The sequence below is a fragment of the Streptomyces sp. NPDC021012 genome, assembly GCF_044333355.1.
Lineage (GTDB): Bacteria > Actinomycetota > Actinomycetes > Streptomycetales > Streptomycetaceae > Streptomyces.
The window spans coordinates 617,896-640,857 of record NZ_JBIRQU010000002.1 but is presented as its reverse complement, the minus strand read 5'-3'; the positions used below and the strand labels follow the sequence as shown (position 1 = coordinate 640,857).

Here is a 22,962-nt window from a genome sequence, read left to right as displayed (position 1 = left end):
GCCCCCCTTCGTCCTGTCTCACGCCACCCGCGTCACCTCGTACTGCCACACGAGGAGCAGGTCCACCACCGCGTCCGGATTCAGTCCGCCGTCCTTCCGCAGCAGCGGGTCGAGCCCCTCCAACGGCACGGTCACCAGCCAGTCCTCGTCGTGCTCGGCGACCTTCCCGCCGACGTCGAAGCGCGCCCCGGGCTGGCCCTTCAGCTGCGGGTCGGCCGTGAGCGGGGCGGGGGTGCCCCCGCCTCCGGGGGAGGTCAGCGTCACCGTCAGGTCGCCGGTGCCGCTCCCGTAGCAGTCCACGTACCGCTTCGTCCCGTCGGGGACGAGGTCCGTGGAGAGCACGAGGACGACCCGCGGGTCGGCGAGGGCGATGCCGTCGTCGGAGAACAGGCGGGGGAACCAGCGCTTGGACACCGGGAACCGCAGCGTCGGGCTCGTCCCGCTCACGAAGCGGTACCACTGGTCGCCGAGCTCGCGCCGGGCGCTGAACGCCCGCAGCAGCCCCTTGCCGCCGTGCGCGTGGAGCCAGTTGTTCAGGCCGTCGCGGAGTTCGGACACGGCCCGGTCGGCGAATTCGGCCCCGCCGTCGCGCGCCGTGTACCGCAGGTGCATGACGACGTCGGCGATCGACTCGTAGTCGAACTGCCGGAACTCCCCGGGCAGCTGGAGCCGCCACTCGCCGACGACGCCCGCCCCCTCGAACGGCAGGAAGCGCTCGTCGCGCAGATTCGTCTCGAAGAGTCCGCTGTCGTCCTGGCCGGTGCTGGTCACCACCGACTGGACCGGCCCCGCGTAGTCCCGGAAGCGGGCGTCCGGCGTCTGCCGCGCGTAGCGGTTGCCCGGCAGCCGGGGATCGGTCCGCACACTGCTCCGCATGAGCGTGGCCGTCAGGTTCACGCTGGTGTACGGGCCGCCGACGCACGGCACGGTGAAGCTCACCGTCTTGATCCGCCGCAGGTAGTGCCCGGGCGCGTCCAGGTCGAACAGGGCCTCCGGGAGCGACACGTAGCAGCTGCCGGTCTCCTTGAGCGCCAGCAGGGCGTTCGGGTCGAGCTGGGCGAGGGAGACGGACTTCGCCAGCTCGAACTCCCGCGCGTTGTCGGCGAGATAGGCGGCGTCGAGCCGGTTCAGGTCGCTCGCGAGCCGCTCGCCCGCGAGGAGACCCTTGCGCAGGGTGTCCCAGTGGCCGAAGCGCACGAGCTGCGGGCCGTCGGTGCCCAGCTCGTACCGCATCGCCCGCTCGGCCCGCTTCGCCGTCTCGTACGCGAGCTGGTACGCCTGGAAGTAGGAGGTGGACAACTGGCCCACCATCCAGTCGTACAGCTCCTGGCCGGTGTACTTGTCGTGCAGGAAGCGGTCCGCCTCCCGGGTGTGGGCGGCCTGGAGATCGTGGTTGGCGAGCTCCCGCCGGGCGTTCTCGTGGCGGACGATCGCGGCCTCGATCTGGGCGTCGTAGTTCGCCATCTCCGATTCGGCCTGGCCCTTCTGGAAGCCCCAGTCGTCCGAGCGCCGCTCGTAGCCGGCGAGCGTCGCCGCCAGCGAGGCCCCGGAGTGGAAGCTGCCCGCGATCTGCGACAGCGAGCCCGACAGCCCCTTGAGCGCCTCGCCGAGGTTGGTGCCGCCCCAGGTCGCGCCGATGGTGGTCGGCGTGCCGAGTTTGAGTTCAGGGAGGAGCCGCATGACGCTCACCGTCATGTCGACGGCCGCCGCGACGCCCTGGATGCCGATGCCCGTCCAGCTGAGCGCCTCGTGCGTCTTCTCGCCGGCGTTCATCTTGTTGAGCTTCGCGTAGTAGTCCTGCTTCCTCCTCGCGCCCTCGCGCGCCTGCTGGAGCCCCGCCACCGTGTGGGCCGCCTCGGTGACCTGGGCCAGCCGCACTTCCCGGACCGCGTCGAGCAGGGAGGTCTCGTGGCTGGAGCGCAGCCGGGCGAGCGCCTCGGCGTCCCGCTTCTCCAGCGCCGCGAGCAGCAGCGCGCCGAAGGACTTGACCTCGGCCGTGTACTCCCGGGCCTTCGCGGCCATGGTGGCGAAGCGGTAGTGGGGGAGCGGCCCGCCCAGGTCCTCCGCCACGGACGCCAGATCGGCCCCGGACGCCACGGCGCCGACGAGCAGGGCGGGGTCGATCGGGGCGCCGAACAGCTCGAACGCGCGCTGCACGCCCTCGATGTCCTGGCAGTGCCGGATCTTGTACAGCCGGTCCTCGACCGTGTCCCAGTAGCCGAGCAGCTTGTCGTTGGGCGGGATGCGGAAGTAGTTCAGCCAGCCGAGACCGAGTCCGGGCGAGATCGTCGCCGGCGGCGGCTGTGTCCCGCCCACCGGGATCAGGTGCTCGGCCGCCGTCACCGGATTCGGCCCCTCGGCGTCCCGGGCGCGCAGCTCGGCGTAGCTGAGCGGTGCGGGCTCGTTCGGCGGCGGCACGGACGCGGGGCGTCGCCCGAGGAGTTCGGCGGCGAGCAGGTACATCTGGGTCGCCAGGTTCACGGATTCGAGGGTGCCCTCGCGGAAGAGCTGGTCGCCCCAGGCGATCAGGTTGTCCAGGTACCGCATCACCACCGCCTTCTGGTAGGCGGTCGTGCGGAACCTGGCGACCACGTCCGGCTGGAACGGGTTCTCCAGCCACTCCTCGACCTGGCGCAGCGCGCCCTCGTCGCTGCCCTCGGCGAGACGCCTGAGGATGTCCTCGATCCGCTCCCGCTGGTAGTCCTTCCGCAGGTGGAACGGCTTGGTGATCCAGTACCGTGCGGGCGACTCGCCGCCGGACCGCGACGTCGGGTCGAAGATCCGGTGGAACCACTGCTGCGCCTCGGCGAAGCGCTGGTTGGCGCCCAGCCGTTGCGCCATGAGGAGCGGGATGTGGAAGAACAGCTCCCAGTTGTAGTCGGCGTACGTGCCTTCCGGCGTGAAGTCCACGTCGGTCTCGGAGGGGCGCTCCGGCGACACGTTGTCCTGCGGGCCGTACGAGGCGAAGTCGAAGAACGGCCACTGCGCGCCGGGGCCGAGCTGGACCGACCGGTCGAACAGGGCGTCCGTGCCGCCGTGGTCGAGCAGGCTCGTGAACAGGTCGACCTGCGGGTGGTACATCGGCGTGAACCGGAAGAGGGGGCGGGTGGTCCGCGTGTCCGCCGTGACGTGGTAGCTGCGCGCCCCGTCGGTCACGGTGGCGGAGTCCTGGAACCAGCCCGTCGCCGAGGAGAAGGCGACCGGCAGCTGGATCCGGAAGAGGTGGCCGTCCTGAGGGTTGGCCAGGACCAGGTCGCTGCCCCAGAACTGGGTGATCTCGGGAAGGTAGACCTGGCAGCGGTATCCGGCCGGCGCGTTCGAGAGGAGGTGCTGGACGAACTCGTTGTTGATGTTCTGTGTGTCCGTCGGCGCGATGAACCTCTGGCCCCTGAGGTTGTGCCGCGGGTCGTTCTCGTGGACGAAGAGCGACGGGACGACGCTCACCGCGCCGGTGCGCGGACCGAACCGGAAGCCCCCGGAGAAGGTCCCCCTCACCGGATCGGGGTTGATGAAACTGGCGAAGTTGTGGACGCTCCACACCGTCAGCTCCCCGCCGGTGGGATCGATCTGCGGGAAGAAGCGGTAAGGGCCCGTGTTCTGGAAGGGGTTGGCCTCGTCCTCCGCGCTCCTCTGCGGCCACTTGATCGTCGTGATCGTGTCCTGCGTGATCCGCTTCGGCTGCCAGGCACCGTTGGCGTACTGGGTCCAGTTGAGCTGGATCTTCCAGTAGGGGTCGGGCTCCTGGATCTCCGAGCCCTTGACCATCGGGTCCGGCAGCCTGCTGATCGGCTGGGCGTCCCCCACCTTGACGAACGTCGGCCACATCAGGTGCAGGCGCTTGTTCCACACCACGGGCACCAGGGCCAGGGTGTCGATGTCGAGCTCGATCTTCTCCCAGGGCGTCCACGTCGTCCGGTTCTTGATCCAGCGGCGGTGGTGGAAGGTCCGGGGTGCGGAGTCGGTGCACGCGAACAGGTGCGCCACCTCGGTGCCCGTGGACCAGTCGTGGTGGATGGCGCACGGGTGGAGCCGGGCCACCGAGCCGAGCCGGTCGACGTAGTTGCGGTAGACCTCCTCCATGTGCTCGCCGACCACCTCCTTCTGCATCAGCTCGTCGCACAGGCTGCCGAAGAACGGGGAGGCGCCGGCCCGCAGATCGGGCTGGAACCAGTTCTCCGGGTACAGGAAGACCTTCTGGTTGGCCTCCCACAGCCGGTAGCGCTTCATCCACTCCCACTGCTTCCAGGTGGCGTCGTCACCGGCCGTCACCCGCGGCTCCAGACCGAGCAGCACCCGCTGGACGAACAGCTGGACCGTGTTGATCGCCTGCGCCATCCGGGTGGTCAGCCGGCAGCCGCCCATCTCGACGTCGAGCAGGAAGTGGTCGTAGAGGCCGTTGACGTCCTTCCAGTACGGGAATCCGACGCTGGTGGTCAGCGGGTTCGCGACGAGATAGGCCACGAGCGCGGCCCGCTGCCGCTCGCGCAGCCCGTCCGCCACGGGGATCGCGGCGGTCAGCCAGTCCTCGGGCGAGAACCGCGCCTTCGCGGCCATCATCGTCGACTGCACGACGTCCAGCGCGAGCTGCGAAGGGATCCAGGCGGCGGCCCGGGCCGCCGACACCCCCAGGCGGCGCAGCAGCGCGACGGCCGCCCGCAGTTTGCCGAGGCCCCGCTCGTCCCCGAGCTCGCCGGGCAGGGCCATCCCCAGCATGTCGGCGGTGCACAGCACCTCGATGTCCTGGCGGTTCCATCCGGCCCGCTCGTGCAGGGTGTCGAAGACGCGGTATCCGGACGCCTCCGGGCCGCGGCCCGCGGCGAGAGCGGCCCCGAGCGTGCCCGAGCCGCCCGGCAGGGCGGCGCGCAGGGCGAGCAGGGCGAGCAGCCGGACGAAGGGCCGGTACAGCGGCGAGGCGCCCTCGACGCGGGCCGTCGGCAGCGTCGCGAGATCGAGCCAGCCGGCGCCCGCCGCGTACCCCATCACCCACGGCAGCTCCTCGCCCGTGACCCGTGGTCGCGACAGGGCCAGCGCGACCCGGTACAGCAGGGAGAGCGCGGTGAACTGGACGGGGAAGCCCGTGCGGGTGACGGCCACCGTCGGGTCGCTGCCGACGAACGCGGGCGCGAGGAAGTCCAGGACCAGGGGACCGGGTTCGGACAGGGACCGCAGCCAGGTTCCGAGGAGGGCGTCGGCGGAGGCCGCGTCGAGGCCGGTCGCCTGGCCGAGCTGGAGCTTCACGGTCGTCTCGCTCAGCCGCCGGCGCAGCTCGGGCAGCAGGACCGACAGGACGTGCCGGAAGCGGTCGGCCGGTGCCTGCGGATCGTCGAACAGGGCATCGGCGTCCGACATGTCCAGGAACTTGTTGTCGCCCTCGACCGGATCGCTCTGCGCGCCCTGCAGCAGGTGCACCGCCCGCTGGAAGTGCTCGTCGCCGCTCGCGGCGAGCAGGGCGTCGATCTCGTCCTGGCCGCGGTGGCCGACGGAGCACAGCGTCTGCGCCGACGGATCGTGGAACACCTTGCCGACGAGCTCGGGCGGCATCACCAGATCGGCGGGCATGGCGGTCAGCGGCGTCCGGTAGACCGGGATCCGGTAGGCGTTCATCTGGGTGGCCACGAAGTCCCGGGGACCCGCGAACAGCTTCCGTACGTAGATCCCCCACAGCTCGCCGGAGCCCAGGTCGTACATCCGCTGCTTCTGGGCGAGCGTCATCGGACCGGTGAACCGGAGCAGGCCCTGCCCGTCGGGACCGGGTTCGAAGCGCACCGGAAGATCCGCGGGATACGGGCGGGAGCCGACGTCGTTGGCGACCTGCACCGAGTACACGGCGGTGCCGAGGAGGGTCGCCACCGCCTGCTCCACCCGGGCCGGCTCCCAGCCCAGCAAGGAGAGCTGACGCCCCGTCAGCGTGCCCTTGTCGTCGGCGGTCTGCGCGGTCTGCTCGTACACGGCCCGCAGCGCCGCGCGCAGACCGGTGAGCACCGAGCCCAGCGCGGCGTCCGAGGGCACGGTCGAGCCCTCGGCGCCGGTCGTCGCGGTCAGCACGGCGTCGACCTCGGCAACGGTCAGTCCGGCCGCCAGGACCGCCTCCACCTCGTCGGCGAACCGGTCCGTCTCCGCGAGCGAGGCGCGCACCGACGCGGCGGTGTCCCCGGCCGCGGGCGGCTCGCCCACCGGACCTCCGGCGCCCACCGAGGACTCCCTGAGTCCCGGCTCCTCCACCGGTGAGGGGCTCAGCCGTACGGGCCGGCCCGCGGGCAGCTCCGTCTCGCCGTCCCCCAGCGCGGCGGCGTCGTCCGCGGGCCGTCCGCCGGGCCGCAGCGGACTGCCGCCGCGCAGCTCGAACAGCCGCAGCAGGTCCGCGACCGGCAGCCGGACGGCACGGGCCAGCGTCACCGTCCGCACCAGGGCCGACAGGTTGGCGAGCGTCAGACCCGTGTCGGCGACGACGGCCCGCGGCCCGCCGACGAGCGTGGCCAGCTCGGCGTCCGTGATCTCCAGGCTTCCGAGCAGGGCGGCCGACACGGGATAGGACCGCAGGTCGCCCGGGGTCTCGACCTCGGTGCGCGAGGCGTTCAGCGTGAACGGGTTGCGGCCGCCCGGCAGGGCGGCGATCACCGTGTCGTCGAGGAACAGCCGGTCGTAGAGGGAAGGGTCGTCGCCCGCGCGGTACAGATGGGTGTCGAGCGGCCCGTACAGGCAGAGCAGCCGCTCCACGGGCAGGCCGAACCGCTCGGACAGGCGCCGTACGGCGACCACGCAGGACAGCGTCGTGGCGGTCAGCTCGCCCGGGGTGCAGGCGGCGATGAGCCGGTCGAGCCGGTGCGCCGGCCAGTCGAGCAGCCTGCGCAGCCGCTCGAAGCGGTGCAGCCGGTCGAGGGTGTCCGCGGTGAGGCCGTTGATCCGCAGCAGCTCCGTGGTGCACGGGTGGTTCGGATCGGTCGGCTCGATCCTCAGGACGCGGCCCGGGTCGACGAAGCGGGTGTCGAGCACCGACTCCAGCTCCGGATAGTCCAGCTGGGCGGTGTCGAGCATCGCCCGCACCGTCGACAGGATGTCGATGAGCTGGGCCGGCTGCATCCCGAAGGGCTTGCCGTAGAACCCGGCCAGGGTCAGGGTCGGCCCCGAGGCCTCACCGGTGATCATCCGCAGGCCGGCCATGCTGATGCCCAGGCTCTCCGCCACCACCTCGACGGAGTCCGCGCCGGCCGGGTGCAGCGTGGCCATCAGCTCCTCGCGCCGCACCCCGAGCATCCCGAGGTAGCTGCGGGCGCGGTCGGCCCAGAGGTCGTACGGCAGCGTCCACGGGTACGGGGCGGTGGCCAGCCAGCTGTAGGCGCTGTGATTGGTCCACTGCGGCTGGATCCGCAGACGCGCCGAGTCGCCGCTGCTCTGCCGCAGCTTGTCCCCGGTGGCGGGGTTCTGGATGATCGCGTTCTCCAGCACCTCGTTGACGAGGTCGATGTACGGCAGCGTCAGGTTGGTGTTGTCGCAGCTGAGCTTCGTGTGCCACAGGTCCGGCCGCCGGGAGTACAGGGTGTCCGCCATCGGGCTCTCGCCCAGCTCGCCCATCGTGCCCGCGCTCGGGGCCCGCTTGAGGAAGTACAGCAGGTCCACCAGGTAGGCGGGCTGGCTGTAGAGGGTGCGGCACTCCTTGCAGGCGCACTGGTCGGCGGAGCCGAACAGCTCCCCCCAGTCCGGGACCAGATCGGTGTGCGCCTCCACCCGGGGGAGCCACGGCACGTCGAACTGCCCGGCCGTCCGCAGGTCCGCCACCAGGTTCACGGCGGCGGCGTGCACCCGCAGCGCCCGGGTGTGCACCGCATGCGCCTCCTCCTCGTCGAGGTGCTCCGCCATCCGCGCGGCGAAGGTCTCCCGGGACAGTCCGGCGATGGCGGCGGAGGAGGAGAAGCCCTGGTCCCGCAGCGCCCGCATCGCGTCGAAACGCGGGGCGACCCGGTACACCCGCTGGACGGCGGCCAGTTCGGGCCGCGCCTCCTCGTCGGGGACGCTGCGGGCGTCGACCGGGGTGCTCAGCAGGTCGAAGTCCGGGTTCGCGGCGAGGAAGCGGGCGGCGGGAGCGCTGTCGGCCCGCGCGTCGGCGGCGAGCCGGTGCGCCACGTACGCGGTCGGGTAGGTCCGCTCGGTCCGGGCGCGCAGCTCGTCGGCGTACCCCGCAGGAGAAGTGGGGAGGGGGCCGCCCGCCTCCGCCACGAGGCCTTCCCAGTGGCCGTCGAGCCGTACGAGCTCACGCGGATGGGCGAGCTCCCCGCTGTCGAAGCGGTCCAGGAGCGCGCCCACCAGCTCGGGGTGGCCGTCGGCCACCCGGCTCAGCTCCAGGGCGAGACGGAGGCGTTCGGTCGCGGCGGGCGGCGCGTCGACGGTGAGGAGGGCCTCGTGGGCGGTGCCCTCAAGGCCGTCGTGGTCGAGGTGGGCGGAGAACAGCCGCCGCCGGACCTCGGGGTCGGTGACGCCGATCGTGAAGAGGCGGGCGAGGGCGGTCGGACGGGCCCCGTTCAGGGAGCCGTCGACGGCCGCGGGGCCGTCCGGGGAGAGCTGGCGGGCGCGGAGCGCGGCGAGCAGCTCGTCCGCGCCGTCCGCCGTGTCGATCAGGCGCGCCTCGGCGGCCATCGCGAGCGCACGCCGCACCGCGCCGAGGGGCCGCAGGGCGAGGTCGCCGGGATCGTCCGGGAGGCCCCGGCGCAGCAGCCCGTAGAACGGCTCCGGGGGCTGCCCGGTACCGGCCGCGAGGCGGGCGGCGGCGGCGAAGAGGCGGACGTGCTCCGGTTCGACGCCGGCGGCGTGGCCGAGGAACCCCACCTCCTCGGGGCTGAGCCCGGCGGGATCCGCGCCGTCGAGCAGTGGTGCCAGCGCCGCGCGGACCCGGGCGTACTCGCCGCGCGTGTCGGCGGGCAGGACGACGTCCAGGACCTCTTCGGCGCGGGGCGCGGGACAGGACGCCTCGGCCGACCGGCCGTCGGGCGACGAGACGCTCACCACCAGGCCGGCGGGGTCGTCCGGCGGCTCGTACTCCAGCCGGTAGCGGCCGTCGCCGTCCGTCCGGGTCTCGCCGAGCCCGCCCGTGGACCGCAGCCGCCGGGCGGCGAGCGCGACCGGGATCCCGGCGGCCGGCCGGCCGCCGTCGGTGACGGTGCCGGTGACGAGGCGCGGGGCCGGTGGCGGGGCGGAGTCGGGCGGCCCGGAGGTCGCTTCGGTCATGGCGGAACTCCTCTGTGCGGTGGGGGGTGGTGACGGACTACGCGGTGAACAGCTCGCTGGTGCGGGTGAGCAGGAGGTACGAGCCCGAGGGCGTGGCGGGGCCGGTCCGCACCGAGCCGCCTGCGACCAGGACCCGGCCGTCGGCGAGGACGGCCGCGGCGAAGTCGACCCGCCCCACCGCCATCCCCGGCCCCTCCGACCAGGTCCCGAACCGCGGGTCGTAGCGGGCGGCGCTGCGGTAACCGGCCTCGCCCAGCAGGTCGTTCGTGCCGCCCATGACCAGGACCTCCCCGGTGGGCAGCCGTACCGCCTGGTGCAGCGCCCGGCCGCAGGGCATGTCCGCCTCCCTGCTCCAGGCGCCGGTCGCCGGGTCGTAGCGTTCGGCGGTGGCCCGGCTGTACGGGTCGGGGCGCCCCCGCATGCCGGAGTCGGGGTCGCCGCCACCGCCGGTGGCGAGCACCGTCCCATCGGCGAGCGCCGTCAGCCGGTGTCCCGTACGGGCCTCGGCGAAGCCGCCCGTCGCCGTCCAGCGGCCGGTGGCGGGGTCGTAGCGCTCGCAGTACGCGAGTCCCGCGCCGCCCCGCCAGTCGTGGCGGGTCGCCGCCCAGCCGCCCGCGACGAGCACCGTCCCGTCGGGAAGCGCCACCGCCGGATGGAGGGAACGCGCGTCGAGCATCGGGCCCGTCGGGGTCCAGCGCCCCGACACCGGGTCGAAGACCTCGGTCGAGGACAGGGAGCGCTCGCTGTCCGGGGAGCGGACCGCGGTGCCGCCGGCGACGAGCACCCGGCCGTCCGGCAGCCGGGTCGCGGAATGGCCGCACCGCGCCTGCCCCATCCGCCCCGCGTCCGACCAGCGCCGCTCGACCGGGTCGTACGTCTCGGCGCTGTCCAGCGCCCGCACGGGAAAGCCCGAGCCCCTTCCCTGGCCGCCGACGACCAGGACGCGACCGTCGGAGAGCAGGGTGGCCGAGTGCATCCGCCGGGGCTCGCGGAGCGGCGCGGCCCCGGTCCACGAGCCGTCGCGCGGATCGAAGAGCGCCGCCCCGTCCTGGGCGGCGAGCCGCTCGTCGCCGCCGCCGGCGATCAGGACGCGGCCGTCCGCGAGCCGCACGGCGGCGCTCGCCGCCCCGAACAGGTTCCGATCCCAAGGCAGTTCGCCGGCCGGTGTCCACTGTCCCCGGTTCATGGCGTTCATGGCGTGAACACCTCCGCCTGTCCGGCCGGGACGGACTCGTCCGCCCTGGGGGCGGCCGCGTCGGCGCGGGAGACACCGCCGGCCGCGAGTACCCGCCCGTCGCCGAGCACGGTCGCCCCGAACGCCCAGCGGCCGGTGGCCATGGGGCCCACCGGCTCCCAGTGCCGGGCGCCGTCCCGCAGGAGCAGCGTGCTCGCGAACCCCGTGTGCGGACAGGCGCTCTCGGTGCCGCCGAAGACGAGCACGCCGTCCGCCGTCGCCACCGCCCGGTGGTAGGAGCGCCCCCACGGCAGGGGCGGCCCGGGGCGCCAGACGCCGGTCGCCACGTCGTAGACCTCCGTGCTCGCCAGGCTGTACGGGTGGAAGCGGGCGTCGTCCGCGGCGCGGCCGGGTTCGCCGCCGATCGCGAGGACGGACCCGTCGGGGAGGGGCACGGCCTGGTGCACGGCCCTGGCCGCGCGCAGCGAACCGGTCGGCTCCCAGGTCCCGCTCCCCGGCTCGTACACCTCGCACAGGCCGAGCGCGGCGCCGGCGCCGTACCGCACGGTGCTGACCATGCCGCCCACGGCGAGGACGCGGCCCCCGGGCAGCGGCACCGCCACGTGGTGCCAGCGGGCCACGGTCATGGCGCCCGTCGGCTCCCAGGTCTCGTGGACCGGGTCGAAGATCTCGGCGGACGCCAGCGTGAGCATGTCGTGGCGGGAGCGGGGGCGCTGGCCGCCCGCGACGAGCACCCGCCCGTCGCCGAGGAGCGTCGCCGAGTGCCCGTTGCGGGCCTCGGTCATCTCCCTCGTGGCCCGCCAGGTCCCGCCGCCGGGCTCGAACAGCTCGGCATGGCCGAGGGTCGGCTGGGGGAAGGCCTGCCGGCCGGGGACGCCGCCGGCGGCGAGCGCGCGGCCGTCGAGGAGCGCGGTGAGGGAGTGCACCCGCCGGCCCTGGACCAGCCGGCCGGTCACCGTCCACGCACCGGGCCCCGGCCCGTACGCGCAGGAGGCGTCCAGGGATTCGAGCAGCGGCCCCGCGCCGCCCGCCGAGAGGGCCCGGCCGTCCTTCAGGGTGACCGGACCCTCGTACTGGCCGTGCCAGAGGACCAGCGGGACGGGGAACTCCCCGGCGCCCGCCCAGCCGCCCGCCGCGCGCATGCGCCGGGGCTCCGCCGTTCCCGCTCCGCCGGCCAGTAGGTCGCGCACTGCCACTCCTCGCGCATCAGGGCGTGTACGTCTCGGTGCCGGCGGTGACCCGGTCCTCGCCCGGCACCGGGGCCGCCGCCCCGGAGTGGGTGAGACCGCCCATGACCAGGACCCGCCCGTCGGGCAGGGCGAGCGCGGCCGGGGCCCAGCGGCCCTCGCCCATCGGGAACTCGTCCGACCAGGCGCGGGCGCCCGGGTCGTACAGCACGGCGTTCTGGTAGCCGACGGCGAGCGAGGAGTCGTCCGTGCCGCCGAGCACGAGCACGGCGCCCGACTTCAGCCGGACCGCCCGGTGGTGGCTGCGGCCCCACGGCATGTCGGCGTCGGCGCTCCAGGTGCCCGCGTCCGGGTCGTAGCGCTCGGTGGTCCACTGGCTGTACGGGTCGTAGGCCCAGTCCTCGTCCCGGAAGCCCCGCATGTCCCCGCCCGTGACGAGCACGCCGCCGCCGAGCAGCGGGGTGGCCTGATGGCCCTTGCGGGCGGAGGCGAGGGTGCCGGTGGGCTCCCAGCTCGCGTCGCCCGGGTGGAACAGCTCGCAGTGGCCGAGCGCCGCGTAGCCGCCGCGTCCCACGGCGAGCGCCCCGCCGACCAGCAGGACCCGGCCGTCGTCGAGCCGCACCGCCGGGTGACCGAACCGGGCGTCCGTCATCGGGGCGCGCACCGGCGTCCACCGCCGGCTTCCGGGGTCGTACAGCTCGGCGGACCGCAGGGTGCGCAGGGAGTGGTCGTCGCGGGCCGTGCAGCCGCCCGCGACGAGGACACGGCCGTCCTTGAGGGCCGTCGCCGAATGCGAGAACCTGCCCTGGGAGAGCCCGCCGACGGGGATCCAGCCACCGCCGGGGACGTACAGTTCGGCCGTGGCGAGGCCGACCGGGGGCACTCCGGGCCCGGCGCCGATGCCGCCGGTCACCAGGATCTGGCCGTTCTCGAGACGGGTCACGGTGTGCAGCCGGCGGGCCTGCGCGAGCGGGGGCGCGGACCTCCAGACGCCCGTCGACACGGTGAGGACCATGCTGCTGTCGGTCGGCAGCCGCCGTCCGTCCTCACCGCCCGCGAGCAGCACCTCGTCGTCGCCGACCACGGCCGCCGCGTCGGCGGGCTGCGCCCAGAACCCGGCGTACGGCAGGTCCCGTCCCGGCTGCCAGGTGCCGGGGGTGGTTCCCGCCGTCGCGGTGCGCGACGTCCCGTCCCGGAAGCCGCGGGTCCGCGGCGGGTGCATCCGTTCCCACACGATGCCGCACCTCATCTCGTCGGGGCGTTCCTCCCCGGGGAGTTGGGCGCGGACACACGACGTCATCCGTCCGGAGTAGGAAGAAACGATCACTCCGGACGGACGGGGCACGCCGGTGCCTCGGTGCCTTCGCGTCAGACCGTGAGCAGCCCCAGGTCCGCCGCCAGGCGGGCGCGGTGCCAGGACGGCGGGCCGAAGAGCCGGGCCGAGCCGTGCGCCCGCTTGAAGTAGCGGTGGGCGTCGTGCTCCCAGGTGATGCCGATGCCGCCGTGCAGCTGGATCATCTCGCCCGCCACCGCCGAGAACGCCTCGGAGCAGGCGGACTTGGCGGCGGCCGCGTGGCGGGTCAGCTCCGGGTTGCCCGCGGCGGCGGCGAAGGAGGCGCCGAGCGCGGCCGAACGCGCCGACTCCACCAGCACGTACGCGTCCGCGAGGCGGTGCTTGACCGCCTGGAAGGAGCCGATGGGCCGGCCGAACTGGACCCGTTCCCTGGCGTAGGCCAGCGTGAGTTCGAGGCAGCGGGCGGCGGCGCCGACCTGCTCGGCGGCGAGCGCCGCGCAGGCCAGGTCGAGCACGCGCGCGAGGATCCGGTCGCCCGCGCCCTCCGCCCCGACGAGCCGGCCCTCCGCCTCCGCGAGCACCACGCGTGCCTGCGCCCGCGTGGAGTCCATCGTCACGGCCGGCTCACGGCGCACGCCCGTGCCGTCGGTGGGCACCTCGAAGAGCGAGACCCCCGCTTCCGAACGGGCCGCCACGAGCAGGACCCCCGCTCCGGCGGCGTCGAGGACGTGCTCCTTGGTCCCGGTGATCCGCCACGTACCGCCGGGCTCGGGGGAGGCCCCGGCCCGTACCGCCGACGGATCCCAGGAGCCGCGCTCGGCCCAGGCCAGGGCCCCCACCACGGCGCCCGAGGCCAGGTCCGGCAGCAGCCGCGCGCAGGCCTCGGCGTCCTCCGAGGCGAGCAGCGCCTGCGTCACGAGGACCGCGGAGCCGAGGTACGGGACGGGGCTCAGCTCCCGTCCCAGCTCCTCCACCACCACGTGGACCTCCCCGGCCCCGCAGCCGGCGCCGCCGTACTCCTCGGGGACGGCGAGCCCCGCGACGCCGATCTGCCCGGTCAGCGGCCGCCAGGCCGCGTCCCCCGGGTGCCGCCCGAGCACGGCCCGTACGGCGGACCGCAGTTCCTCCTGTTCCTCCGTCGGCCTCATGCCTGTGCTCCTCTCGATGCCGTACGGGTACGGGACGGTTCGGCCGCCGCCGGGTCCTCCGGGTCCGCCGCCGACAGGTCCCGGCCCCGGGTCTCGGCCGTGCGCCGGATGGCGAGCGCGGTCACAAGACCGCAGACGACGGCGAGCACCACGAGGGGCGTGCTGCTGACGTCCTCGGCGGAGGAGAGCAGGCTGCCGGCGAGCATCGGGGTGAAGCCGCCGCCGATCAGCGCGGCCAGCTGGTAGCCGAGCGAGGCGCCGGTGTAGCGGACGCGGGTGCCGAACATCTCCGAGAGCAGCGGCCCGAGCGGCGCGTACATCGCGGACTGCACCACCTGGCCGAGGACCATGCCGAGGATCAGCAGCACGGGCGAGCGCGCGTCGACCAGCGCGTACACCGGGTAGGCGAGCAGGACGACGCCGGCCGCGCCGCCCAGCACGACGGCCCGGCGGCCGAGGCGGTCGGAGAGCGCGGAGAACAGCGGGATGGACACGAGACCCGTGAGCGAGGTGAAGAGGAGCCCGGTCATCACCTCGGAGGTGGCGTACCCGATGGCCGTGGCGTACGTGAGCATGAACGTGCTGATCAGCGCCGTCAGCGCGAACGGGCCGATGCCCACGGCACACGCGAGGACCAGGTTGCGCGGCCTGCGCAGCACCTGCGCCAGCGGCACGCCGGGCGCCTCACCGGCGTCGCGCGCCTCCGCCGCCTGCCGGAACAGCGGGCTCTCGCCGACGCTGACGCGCACGTACAGACCGATGCCGAGGAGCACCGCGCTGAACAGGAACGGGACGCGCCAGCCCCAGGACAGGAAGGAGGCGCGGGGGAGCAGCGAGGCGAGCGTGACGGCGACCGTGGAGAGGAGGAAGCCGATCGGGGAGCCCATCTGCATCACACCGCTCCACAGGCCCCGGCGCTTCGGGTCGGCGTGCTCGACGACCATGAGCGTCGCGCCGGCCCACTCCCCGCCGATGGCGACGCCCTGGACGACGCGGAACAGCACCAGGAGCACGGGAGCGGCGACGCCGATCGTCCCGTACGTGGGGAGGACGCCGATCAGGAAGCTCGCCACGCCCATGAGGGCCATGGTGAGGACCAGCATGGACTTGCGGCCGAGCCGGTCGCCGAAGTGGCCGAAGACGGCGCCGCCGAGCGGCCGCGCCACGTAGCCGGCGGCGAGCGTCCCGAAGGCGGCGATCGTGCCGACGGTGGGATCGGACGCGGGGAAGAACAGCTCGCCGAGGACGAGCGCGGCCATCGTGCCGTAGAGCAGGAAGTCGTAGTACTCGATGACGGTGCCGAGCAGGCTCGACAGCGCCACCCTGCGCAGCAGGGCGGGGTCGGAGGGTCTCGCGGGGACGTGCGGGGACGGTGCGGGGGACACGCTGACTCCCGGGTGCGGTAGGGACGTTGGGGGCCTTCGAGCGGTGTGGGGGAGTGTGTGGGTGCCCGCTGCCCGGCCCGGGGCGGCGGGCGTGTTCGGGGAACCGCTCAGGACGCGAGGACGCGGGCGCGGCAGGCCGCGGGGGTGCCCCAGGCGTCGCGGAGCGGACGGGCCTTGCGGATCCACAGGGCGAGGTCCAGCTCCTCGGTGTAGCCGACTGCCCCGTGGAGCTGGAGGGCCGTGCGGGCGGCGGCGTACGCGGCCTCGCCCGCCGTGACCTTCGCCGCGGCGATCTCGGCGGAGCGGTGGTCCGCCCCTTCCGCGAGGGCCAGCGCGGCCGAGTGGAGCAGGGGCTGGGCGAACTCCAGGGCGATGAGCGTGTCGGCGAGGCGGTGCTTCACCGCCTGGAACGAGCCGATGGCGACCCCGAACTGGGTGCGCTGCTTCACGTACTCCACGGTCCGGTCGAGCAGCGCGCGACCGAGGCCGAGGGACTGGGCGGCGGTGGCCAGGGCGGCGACCTCGGCGGCATGCGCGGCGGCGTCGGCCACCGCCGGGCCCCGCGCCAGGACGGTGCCGCCGAGCGGGCGGGCGAGGCGGCGCGCGGGGTCGGCGGAGGGCTGTACGGAGCCGTGCGCCTCCGCCAGGCGTACGGTGTCGCCCTCGACGACGAGCACGGCGTCGGCGGCGTCGGGATCCAGGGCGTAGGGGCCGCCGGCTTCCGGCATGCACAGGGAGACGACCGCCTTGCCCGAGGCGATCTGCGGCAGCCAGGCGGCGGCCGCGGCGTCGTCGAGCCGGTCGTCTCCGGGCCGGTCGTCTCCGAGCCGGTCGAGGAGCGCCGCCGCCGCGACCGTCTCCACCAGCGGGCCGGGCACGGCGTGGCGGCCCAACTCGGTGAAGGCGAAGGCCAGTTCGACGGGCAGCGGGCCGAGCCCGTCGTGGCGCTCGGGCACGGCCAGGGCGAACACGCCCGCCTCCGCGAGCCGCGACCAGAGCGCCCGGCCGGGCGCGGTGTCCCCGGCCGCCCAGGCCCGTACCGCCGTCGGGGTGTCGGCCGCCGTGAGCATGGCGTCGAGGGAGCGGGCGAACTCCCGCTGTTCGTCGTCGAGGAGGAACCGCATCACCGGCGTCCCTTCGGGAGGCCGAGCAGCCGCTCGGCGATGATGTCGCGCTGGATCTCGTTGGTGCCGGCGTAGATGGGCCCGGCGAGGGAGAAGGTGTGGCCCTCGGCCCAACCGCCGTGCGCGGGCGCGTCGGTGGCCCCGTCGGACAGCTCGCCGTACGGCCCGAGCAGATCGAGGGCGGTCTCGTGGAGCGCGATGTCGAGCTCGGACCAGAAGACCTTGTTGAGGCTGGACTCGGCGCCGATCGAGCCCCCGGCGGCGACGCGTGAGACGCCCGCGTACGCGAACAGCCGGTAGGCGCGCGCTCCGACGACCGCGTCGGCGACCCGGTCGCGCAGGGCGGTGTCGGAGGGGTCGGCGGTCTCCCGCCACAGCTCCGTCAGGCGTGCGGCGGCGGCCGTGAACCGGCCGGGGCTGCGCAGGGTGAGACCCCGCTCGTTGCCCGCGGTGCTCATCGCGACCCGCCAGCCCTGTCCGGGGGCGCCGATCACGTCCTCGTCGGGCACGAACACGTCGTCGAGGAAGAGTTCGGCGAAGGCGGGCTTGCCGTCGAGCCGTCCGATGGGCCGTACGGTCACCCCGTCGGCGTCCAGCGGGAACATCAGGTACGTGAGGCCCTGGTGCGGCTTCGGGGCTTCGGGGTCGCTGCGGAACAGGCCGAAGGCGCGGTCGGCGAAGGCCGCCCGGGACGACCAGGTCTTCTGACCGCGCAGCAGCCAGCCGCCCTCGGTCCGTACGGCCGTGGAGCGCAGCGAGGCGAGGTCGGAGCCGGACTCGGGCTCGGACCAGGCCTGGGCCCAGATGACCTCGCCGCTCGCCATGGAGGGCAGGACGCGGGCGCGCTGCTCGTCGGTGCCGTGCTCGAAGAGGGTGGGGGCGAGGAGGTTGATGCCGTTCTGGCTGACCCGGCCGGGGGCGCCGGCCGCGAAGTACTCCTCCTCGAAGACCAGCCACTTCAGGAGCGAGGCGCCCCGGCCGCCGTACTCCTCGGGCCAGGAGACCACCGACCAGCGGTCGTCGGACAGGGTCCGCTCCCACTCCCGGTGGGCGGCGAAGCCCTCCTGCGTCTCCAGGGAGGGCAGGGGGGTGCCGGGCACGTGGGCGGCGAGCCAGGCGCGGACCTCGGCCCGGAAGGCGTCCTCCGCCGCGGTGAAGTCGAGGTCCATCAGGCTCCCGCCTCCTTCATGGCGCGTATGTCCATGCCGCCCAGCGCGTCGGGGGCGGTCTCGGCGTTGTGCGCGTGCGCGAGGTGGTGCAGTCCGAAGACCGAGTCCATGCCGGTGTGCAGGCCCTGGAGGTCCTCGGCCTGGTTGACGGCGCGCTTGGCCAGGGCCAGGCCCATGCGGGGCATCTCGGCGATGCGGTGCGCCAACTCCAAGGTCTTCTCCATGAGTTCCCCGGGCGGTACGACCCGGTTGACCATGCCGACCTCGTAGGCGCGCCGGGCGTCCATCCGGTCGCCGGTGTAGAGGAACTCCTTGGCGACGCGCGGCGGCATCACCCAGGGGTGGGCGAAGTACTCGACGCCGGGGATGCCCATGCGGACCACCGGGTCGGCGAAGAACGCGTCCTCGGAGGCGACGATGAGGTCGCAGACCCAGGCGAGCATCAGGCCGCCCGCGACGCAGGCGCCCTGCACCGACGCGACCATGGGCTTGGGCAGTTCGCGCCAGCGGCGGCACATGCCGAGGTAGACCTCGGACTCGCGGGCGAAGCGGCTCTCCGCGCCCCGCTTGTCCGAGTGGTCCCACCAGAGCCCGGCGCGCCGCTCGAACGGCAGGTGGGCGTCCCGCTCGGGGGTGCCGATGTCGTGGCCGGCGGAGAAGTGCTTCCCCGCTCCGGCGAGCACGACGACCTTGACCTCGTCGTCGTCGGCCGCGCGGTAGAAGGCGCGGTCGAGGGCGTACGTCATCGCGGAGTTCTGGGCGTTGCGGTAATCGGGCCGGTCCATCGTGACCACGGCCACCGGGCCGAGGCGTTCGTAGCGGACCGGCCCTGTGGATGCGGTGCGGGCAGCGGACATCCGCCCTCCTTCCCTAACAAGTGTTTGGTAGGTTAACGTACGGCCATGAGCAACGTCGAGGAGTTCCGCAGAGAGGTCCGCGGCTGGCTGAGCGCCAACCTCACGGGCGAGTTCGCCGCCCTGCGCGGGCGCGGCGGCCCCGGACGGGAACACGAGGCGCACGCCGAACGCCTCGCCTGGGAGCGGCACATGGCCGCCGCCGGGTGGACCTGCGTCGGCTGGCCCAAGGAGTACGGCGGACGGGGCGCGAGCCTCGAACAGCAGGTCGCCTTCCACGAGGAGTACGCCCTCGCCGACGCCCCCGCCCGCGTCAGCCACATCGGCGAACAGCTCCTGGGACCCACCCTCATCGCCTTCGGCACCCCCGAACAGCGCGAGCGCTTCCTCCCGAAGATCGTCAGCGTCGAGGAGCAGTGGTGCCAGGGCTACTCGGAGCCGGACGCCGGCTCGGACCTGGCGAACGTCCGGACCCGCGCCGAGCTGGACGGCGAGGAATGGGTGGTCACCGGGCAGAAGGTGTGGACCTCACTCGCCCACGAGGCCGACTGGTGCTTCGTCGTCGCCCGCACCGAACCCGGCTCCACCCGCCACCACGGCCTGTCCTACCTGCTCGTCCCCCTGGACCGGCCCGGCGTCGAGATCAGGCCGATCGTCCAGCTCACCGGGACCTCGGAGTTCAACGAGGTCTTCTTCGACGGGGCCCGCACCCACGCCTCCCACGTCGTCGGCGCCCCCGGCGACGGCTGGCGGATCGCCATGGCCACCCTCGGCTTCGAGCGGGGCGTCTCCACCCTCGGCCAGCAGGTCGGCTTCCGCCGCGAACTGGAAGCCCTCGTCGAACTGGCCAAGCGCAACGGCGCGGCCGCCGACCCGCTGATCCGCGACCGCATCGCCCGCGCCTGGATCGGCCTGGAGACCATCCGCTTCAACGCCCTGCGCATGCTCGACGGCGTCGCCGCCGGAGCCCCCGGGCCCGAGGCCTCCATCGGAAAGATCTTCTGGGCCACCTGGCACCGCGAGCTCGGCGAACTCGCCATGGACGTCTGCGGAGCCGAAGGAATGCTGGCCGAGGGCGAGCCGTACGACCTCACCGACTGGCAGCGGCTCTACCTCTTCTCCCGCTCCGACACCATCTACGCCGGCTCCAACGAGATCCAGCGGAACATCATCGCCGAGCGCGTCCTCGGCCTGCCCAAGGAGGTCCGCCCATGACCGGCGCCCCACCCCCCTACGTGCCGGGCCACGGCCTGCTCGCCGGCCGCGGCGCCGTCGTCACCGCCGCCGCCGGCGCCGGCATCGGCGGCGCCACCGCGAGGCGCCTCCTGGAGGAGGGCGCGCGCGTCGTGATCTCCGACGCCCACGCCCGCCGGCTCAAGGAGACCGAAGCCGAACTCGCCGCCGAGTTCGGCGCCGACCGCGTCGCCGCCCTGCCCTGCGACGTCACCGACGAGACCCAGGTCGCCGCCCTCTTCGACCTCGCCGCCGAACGCCACGGACGCCTCGACGTCGTCGTCAACAACGCCGGCCTCGGCGGCACCGCCGACCTCGTCGACATGACCGACGACCAGTGGGACAAGGTCCTCGACGTCACCCTCAACGGCACCTTCCGCTGCACCCGCGCCGCACTGCGCCGCATGAAGGCCGCGGGCGCCGGCGGCGTCGTCGTCAACAACGCCTCCGTGATCGGCTGGCGCGCCCAGAAGGGGCAGGCCCACTACGCCGCCGCCAAGGCCGGCGTCATGGCGCTCACCCGCTGCGCCGCCCTGGAGGCCGCCGACTACGGGGTACGGGTCAACGCCGTCTCCCCGAGCCTCGCCATGCACCCGCACCTGGTGAAGGTCACCACCCCCGAACTCCTCGAAGAACTCACCTCCCGCGAGGCCTTCGGCCGCTACGCCGAGCCGTGGGAGGTGGCCAACGTGATCGTCTTCCTGGCCAGCGGCTACTCCTCGTACCTGACGGGCGAGGTCCTCTCCGTCAGCAGCCAGCACCCGTGAGACCGGCGCCGGAGCGGCGCCGCGAGATCCTCGACACGGCGGCCGAGGTCTTCGCCGCCCAGGGGTACGACGCCACCACCGTCCGCCGCATCGCCGACGCGGCCGGCCTGCTCGCCGGCAGCCTCTACTACCACTTCGACTCCAAGGAGTCGATGCTCGACGAGATCCTCTCCTCCTTCCTGGACGAGCTGTGGGCCCGCTACGACACCGTGCTCGCCGCGCTGCTCGGCCCCCGGGAGACCCTGGAGGCCCTCGTCACCGAATCGTTCCGGGAGATCGACCGGCACCGCGCCGCCGTCGCCATCTACCAGAAGGAGTCCAGGCACCTGCGGGAACAGCCGCGCTTCGGCTACCTCGCGGGCTCCCAGCGCAGGTTCGAGGAGGCCTGGCTCAGGACCCTGGAGCGCGGCGTCGCCGCCGGGGTCTTCCGCACCGACCTCGACGTCCGGCTCACCTACCGCTTCGTGCGCGACACCGTCTGGGTCGCCGCGTCCTGGTACCGGCCGGGCGGACAGCACAGCCCGGAGGAGATCGCCCGCCAGTACCTGTCGATGGTGCTGGAGGGCGTCGCCCTCCGGGACGACACCGGACGTACGAACAAGGAGTGACCATGGCCGAGGCCTACATCGTCGAAGCGGTACGCACCCCGGTCGGCCGGCGGAACGGCGGCCTGTCCGCCGTCCACCCGGCCGACCTCGGAGCCCATGTCCTGAAGGCGCTGATGGAGCGCTCGGGCGCCGACCCGGCCGCCGTCGAGGACGTCGTCTTCGGCTGCCTGGACACCGTCGGCCCGCAGGCCGGCGACATAGCCCGCACCGCCTGGCTGGCCGCCGGGCTGCCCGAGGAGGTGCCCGGCACGACCGTGGACCGGCAGTGCGGCTCCTCCCAGCAGGCCCTGCACTTCGCCGCGCAGGGCGTCCTGTCCGGCACCCAGGACCTGGTCGTCGCCGGCGGCGTGCAGAACATGTCGATGATCCCCATCGCCTTCGCCAGCCGCCAGGCCGCCGACCCCCTCGGCCTCACCGAGGGCCCGTACATCGGCTCCGCGGGCTGGCGCGCCCGCTACGGCGACCAGCCGGTCAACCAGTTCCACGGCGCCGAGCTCATCGCCGCCAAGTGGGACATCTCCCGCCAGGACATGGAGGAGTTCGCCCTGCGCTCGCACCGGCGGGCCGCCCGCGCCATCGACGAGGGCCGCTTCGACCGCGAGATCGTCGCGTACGGGGACGTCACCACCGACGAGGGACCGCGCCGCGACACCACCCTGGAGAAGATGGCCGGCCTGAAGCCGCTGGTCGAAGGCGGCCGGCTGACCGCCGCGGTCTCCTCGCAGGTCTCCGACGGCGCCTCCGCGATGCTCATCGCCTCGGAACGCGCCGTACGCGAACACGGACTGACGCCGCGCGCCCGGGTCCACCACCTGTCCGTCCGGGGCGAGGACCCGATCCGCATGCTGTCCGCCCCGATCCCGGCGACGGCGTACGCCCTGAAGAAGGCCGGGATGACGCTCGACGACATCGACCTGGTCGAGATCAACGAGGCCTTCGCCTCGGTCGTCCTCGCCTGGCTCAAGGAGACCGGCGCCGACCCGGAGAAGGTCAACGTCAACGGCGGCGCCATCGCCCTCGGCCACCCCCTCGGCGCGACCGGCACCAAGCTGACCACCACCCTCCTCCACGAACTGGAGCGCACCGGCGGCCGCTACGGCCTGCAGACGATGTGCGAGGGCGGTGGTCAGGCGAACGTGACGATCATCGAGCGCCTGTGACGTTCCCGAAGTCGGAGCCGAAGAGCTTCTGCCACACCGCGTGATCGGTGCGGGGACCGCCGGGGGTCTCCGCACCGTACTCGGCGATCTCGGCGTCGATGTCCAGCGGGAGGGTGGGGGAGGTCATCGTCGACAGCTCCTTGGCCACCGCGTGGTCGGGGACCAGCCAGCACACCTCGAACTCGATGCCGTCGGGGTCGCGGGCGTACAGCGCCTTGGTGGAGGCGTGGTTGCCGGCCCCGGTCAGGGCCCCCGCCTCCGCCAGGCGGGTCCGCATGCGCCGCAGCTCGGCGAGGGTGTCGACCTCCCAGGCCAGGTGGTACAGGCCGACGCGCCCGGTGGTGTGCCCGGCGCCGCGCTCGGGGGACTGGAACAGGCCGAGGTCGTGGTCGTTGGCGGAGCCCGACGCCTGGAGGAAGGCGGCCCCGGGGAAGGCCTGCGGCAGCGGCCGGAATCCGAGGACGTCGCGGTAGAAGGCGAGGCTGCGCTCCAGGTCGGAGACGAAGAGGACGGCGTGGTTCAGCCGCTGGACGGGCATGGCGGTTCCGTTCGGGTCGGATGCGGGTGGATCGGGTGGAGACGGATGTCCGCCGGGGTGACGGTACCCCGGCGGACATCC

At 73.8% G+C, this 22,962-nt stretch carries 14 protein-coding genes; 4 read left to right on the top strand and 10 right to left on the bottom strand.

Going from position 1 to position 22,962, the window contains the following annotated elements; translation table 11 throughout:
* Positions 1-18 precede the first annotated feature (18 nt).
* The 9 genes from ACH4TP_RS08235 to ACH4TP_RS08195 form a co-directional block, all read right to left on the bottom strand.
* Entirely contained in the window at positions 19-9,219 is a 9,201-nt protein-coding gene (locus tag ACH4TP_RS08235) for a neuraminidase-like domain-containing protein (RefSeq protein ID WP_398436489.1), read from the bottom strand.
* A 37-nt stretch (positions 9,220-9,256) separates the two neighbouring features.
* Positions 9,257-10,414 carry a kelch repeat-containing protein gene (locus tag ACH4TP_RS08230; protein WP_398436487.1) on the bottom strand — a complete coding sequence of 386 codons (1,158 nt, stop codon included), beginning with the start codon at positions 10,412-10,414 and terminating at the stop codon, positions 9,257-9,259.
* A complete protein-coding gene (locus ACH4TP_RS08225; protein ID WP_398436485.1) occupies positions 10,411-11,604 on the bottom strand; it encodes a Kelch repeat-containing protein in 1,194 nt (397 codons plus the stop codon). The genes ACH4TP_RS08230 and ACH4TP_RS08225 overlap by 4 nt, the downstream gene beginning before the upstream one ends.
* A 16-nt stretch (positions 11,605-11,620) precedes the next feature.
* The gene (locus ACH4TP_RS08220; protein ID WP_398436483.1) at positions 11,621-12,901 is read right to left on the bottom strand and encodes a kelch repeat-containing protein; all 1,281 of its coding nucleotides are present in this window, start codon (positions 12,899-12,901) and stop codon (positions 11,621-11,623) included.
* 68 nt (positions 12,902-12,969) lie between these two features.
* Complete coding sequence (locus ACH4TP_RS08215; protein ID WP_398436481.1) at positions 12,970-14,043, bottom strand: acyl-CoA dehydrogenase family protein; 1,074 nt, start codon at positions 14,041-14,043, stop codon at positions 12,970-12,972.
* On the bottom strand, positions 14,040-15,428 hold the full coding sequence (locus tag ACH4TP_RS08210) for an MFS transporter (protein ID WP_398436479.1): 1,389 nt from the start codon (positions 15,426-15,428) through the stop codon (positions 14,040-14,042). The genes ACH4TP_RS08215 and ACH4TP_RS08210 overlap by 4 nt, the downstream gene beginning before the upstream one ends.
* A gap of 107 nt (positions 15,429-15,535) precedes the next feature.
* Positions 15,536-16,552: an acyl-CoA dehydrogenase family protein gene (locus ACH4TP_RS08205; protein WP_398436477.1), complete on the bottom strand. Its 1,017-nt coding sequence runs from the start codon at positions 16,550-16,552 to the stop codon at positions 15,536-15,538.
* Positions 16,552-17,721, bottom strand: a complete 1,170-nt coding sequence (locus ACH4TP_RS08200) for an acyl-CoA dehydrogenase family protein (RefSeq protein ID WP_398179206.1) — start codon at positions 17,719-17,721, stop codon at positions 16,552-16,554. The genes ACH4TP_RS08205 and ACH4TP_RS08200 overlap by 1 nt, the downstream gene beginning before the upstream one ends.
* Entirely contained in the window at positions 17,721-18,578 is an 858-nt protein-coding gene (locus ACH4TP_RS08195; protein ID WP_398179209.1) for an enoyl-CoA hydratase, read from the bottom strand. The genes ACH4TP_RS08200 and ACH4TP_RS08195 overlap by 1 nt, the downstream gene beginning before the upstream one ends.
* 45 nt (positions 18,579-18,623) lie before the next feature.
* On the opposite strand from ACH4TP_RS08195, the gene ACH4TP_RS08190 reads away from it, so the two are divergent.
* Genes ACH4TP_RS08190 through ACH4TP_RS08175 form a run of 4 tightly spaced genes read left to right on the top strand, consistent with a single transcriptional unit; the run spans position 18,624 to position 22,343 of the window.
* On the top strand, positions 18,624-19,790 hold the full coding sequence (locus ACH4TP_RS08190) for an acyl-CoA dehydrogenase family protein (RefSeq protein WP_389224757.1): 1,167 nt from the start codon (positions 18,624-18,626) through the stop codon (positions 19,788-19,790).
* Positions 19,787-20,575, top strand: coding sequence for an SDR family oxidoreductase (locus ACH4TP_RS08185; protein WP_398179213.1), 789 nt, complete (start codon positions 19,787-19,789; stop codon positions 20,573-20,575). The genes ACH4TP_RS08190 and ACH4TP_RS08185 overlap by 4 nt, the downstream gene beginning before the upstream one ends.
* The gene (locus ACH4TP_RS08180) at positions 20,572-21,183 is read left to right on the top strand and encodes a TetR/AcrR family transcriptional regulator (protein ID WP_388847444.1); all 612 of its coding nucleotides are present in this window, start codon (positions 20,572-20,574) and stop codon (positions 21,181-21,183) included. Before ACH4TP_RS08185 ends, ACH4TP_RS08180 begins: the two co-directional genes overlap by 4 nt.
* 2 nt (positions 21,184-21,185) lie before the next feature.
* Positions 21,186-22,343, top strand: coding sequence for an acetyl-CoA C-acetyltransferase (locus ACH4TP_RS08175; protein WP_389224761.1), 1,158 nt, complete (start codon positions 21,186-21,188; stop codon positions 22,341-22,343).
* On the opposite strand, the gene ACH4TP_RS08170 is transcribed toward ACH4TP_RS08175, so the two are convergent.
* Complete coding sequence (locus tag ACH4TP_RS08170) at positions 22,327-22,881, bottom strand: VOC family protein (protein WP_398436474.1); 555 nt, start codon at positions 22,879-22,881, stop codon at positions 22,327-22,329. The two genes, ACH4TP_RS08175 and ACH4TP_RS08170, sit on opposite strands and share 17 nt — an antisense overlap.
* Positions 22,882-22,962 lie beyond the last annotated feature (81 nt).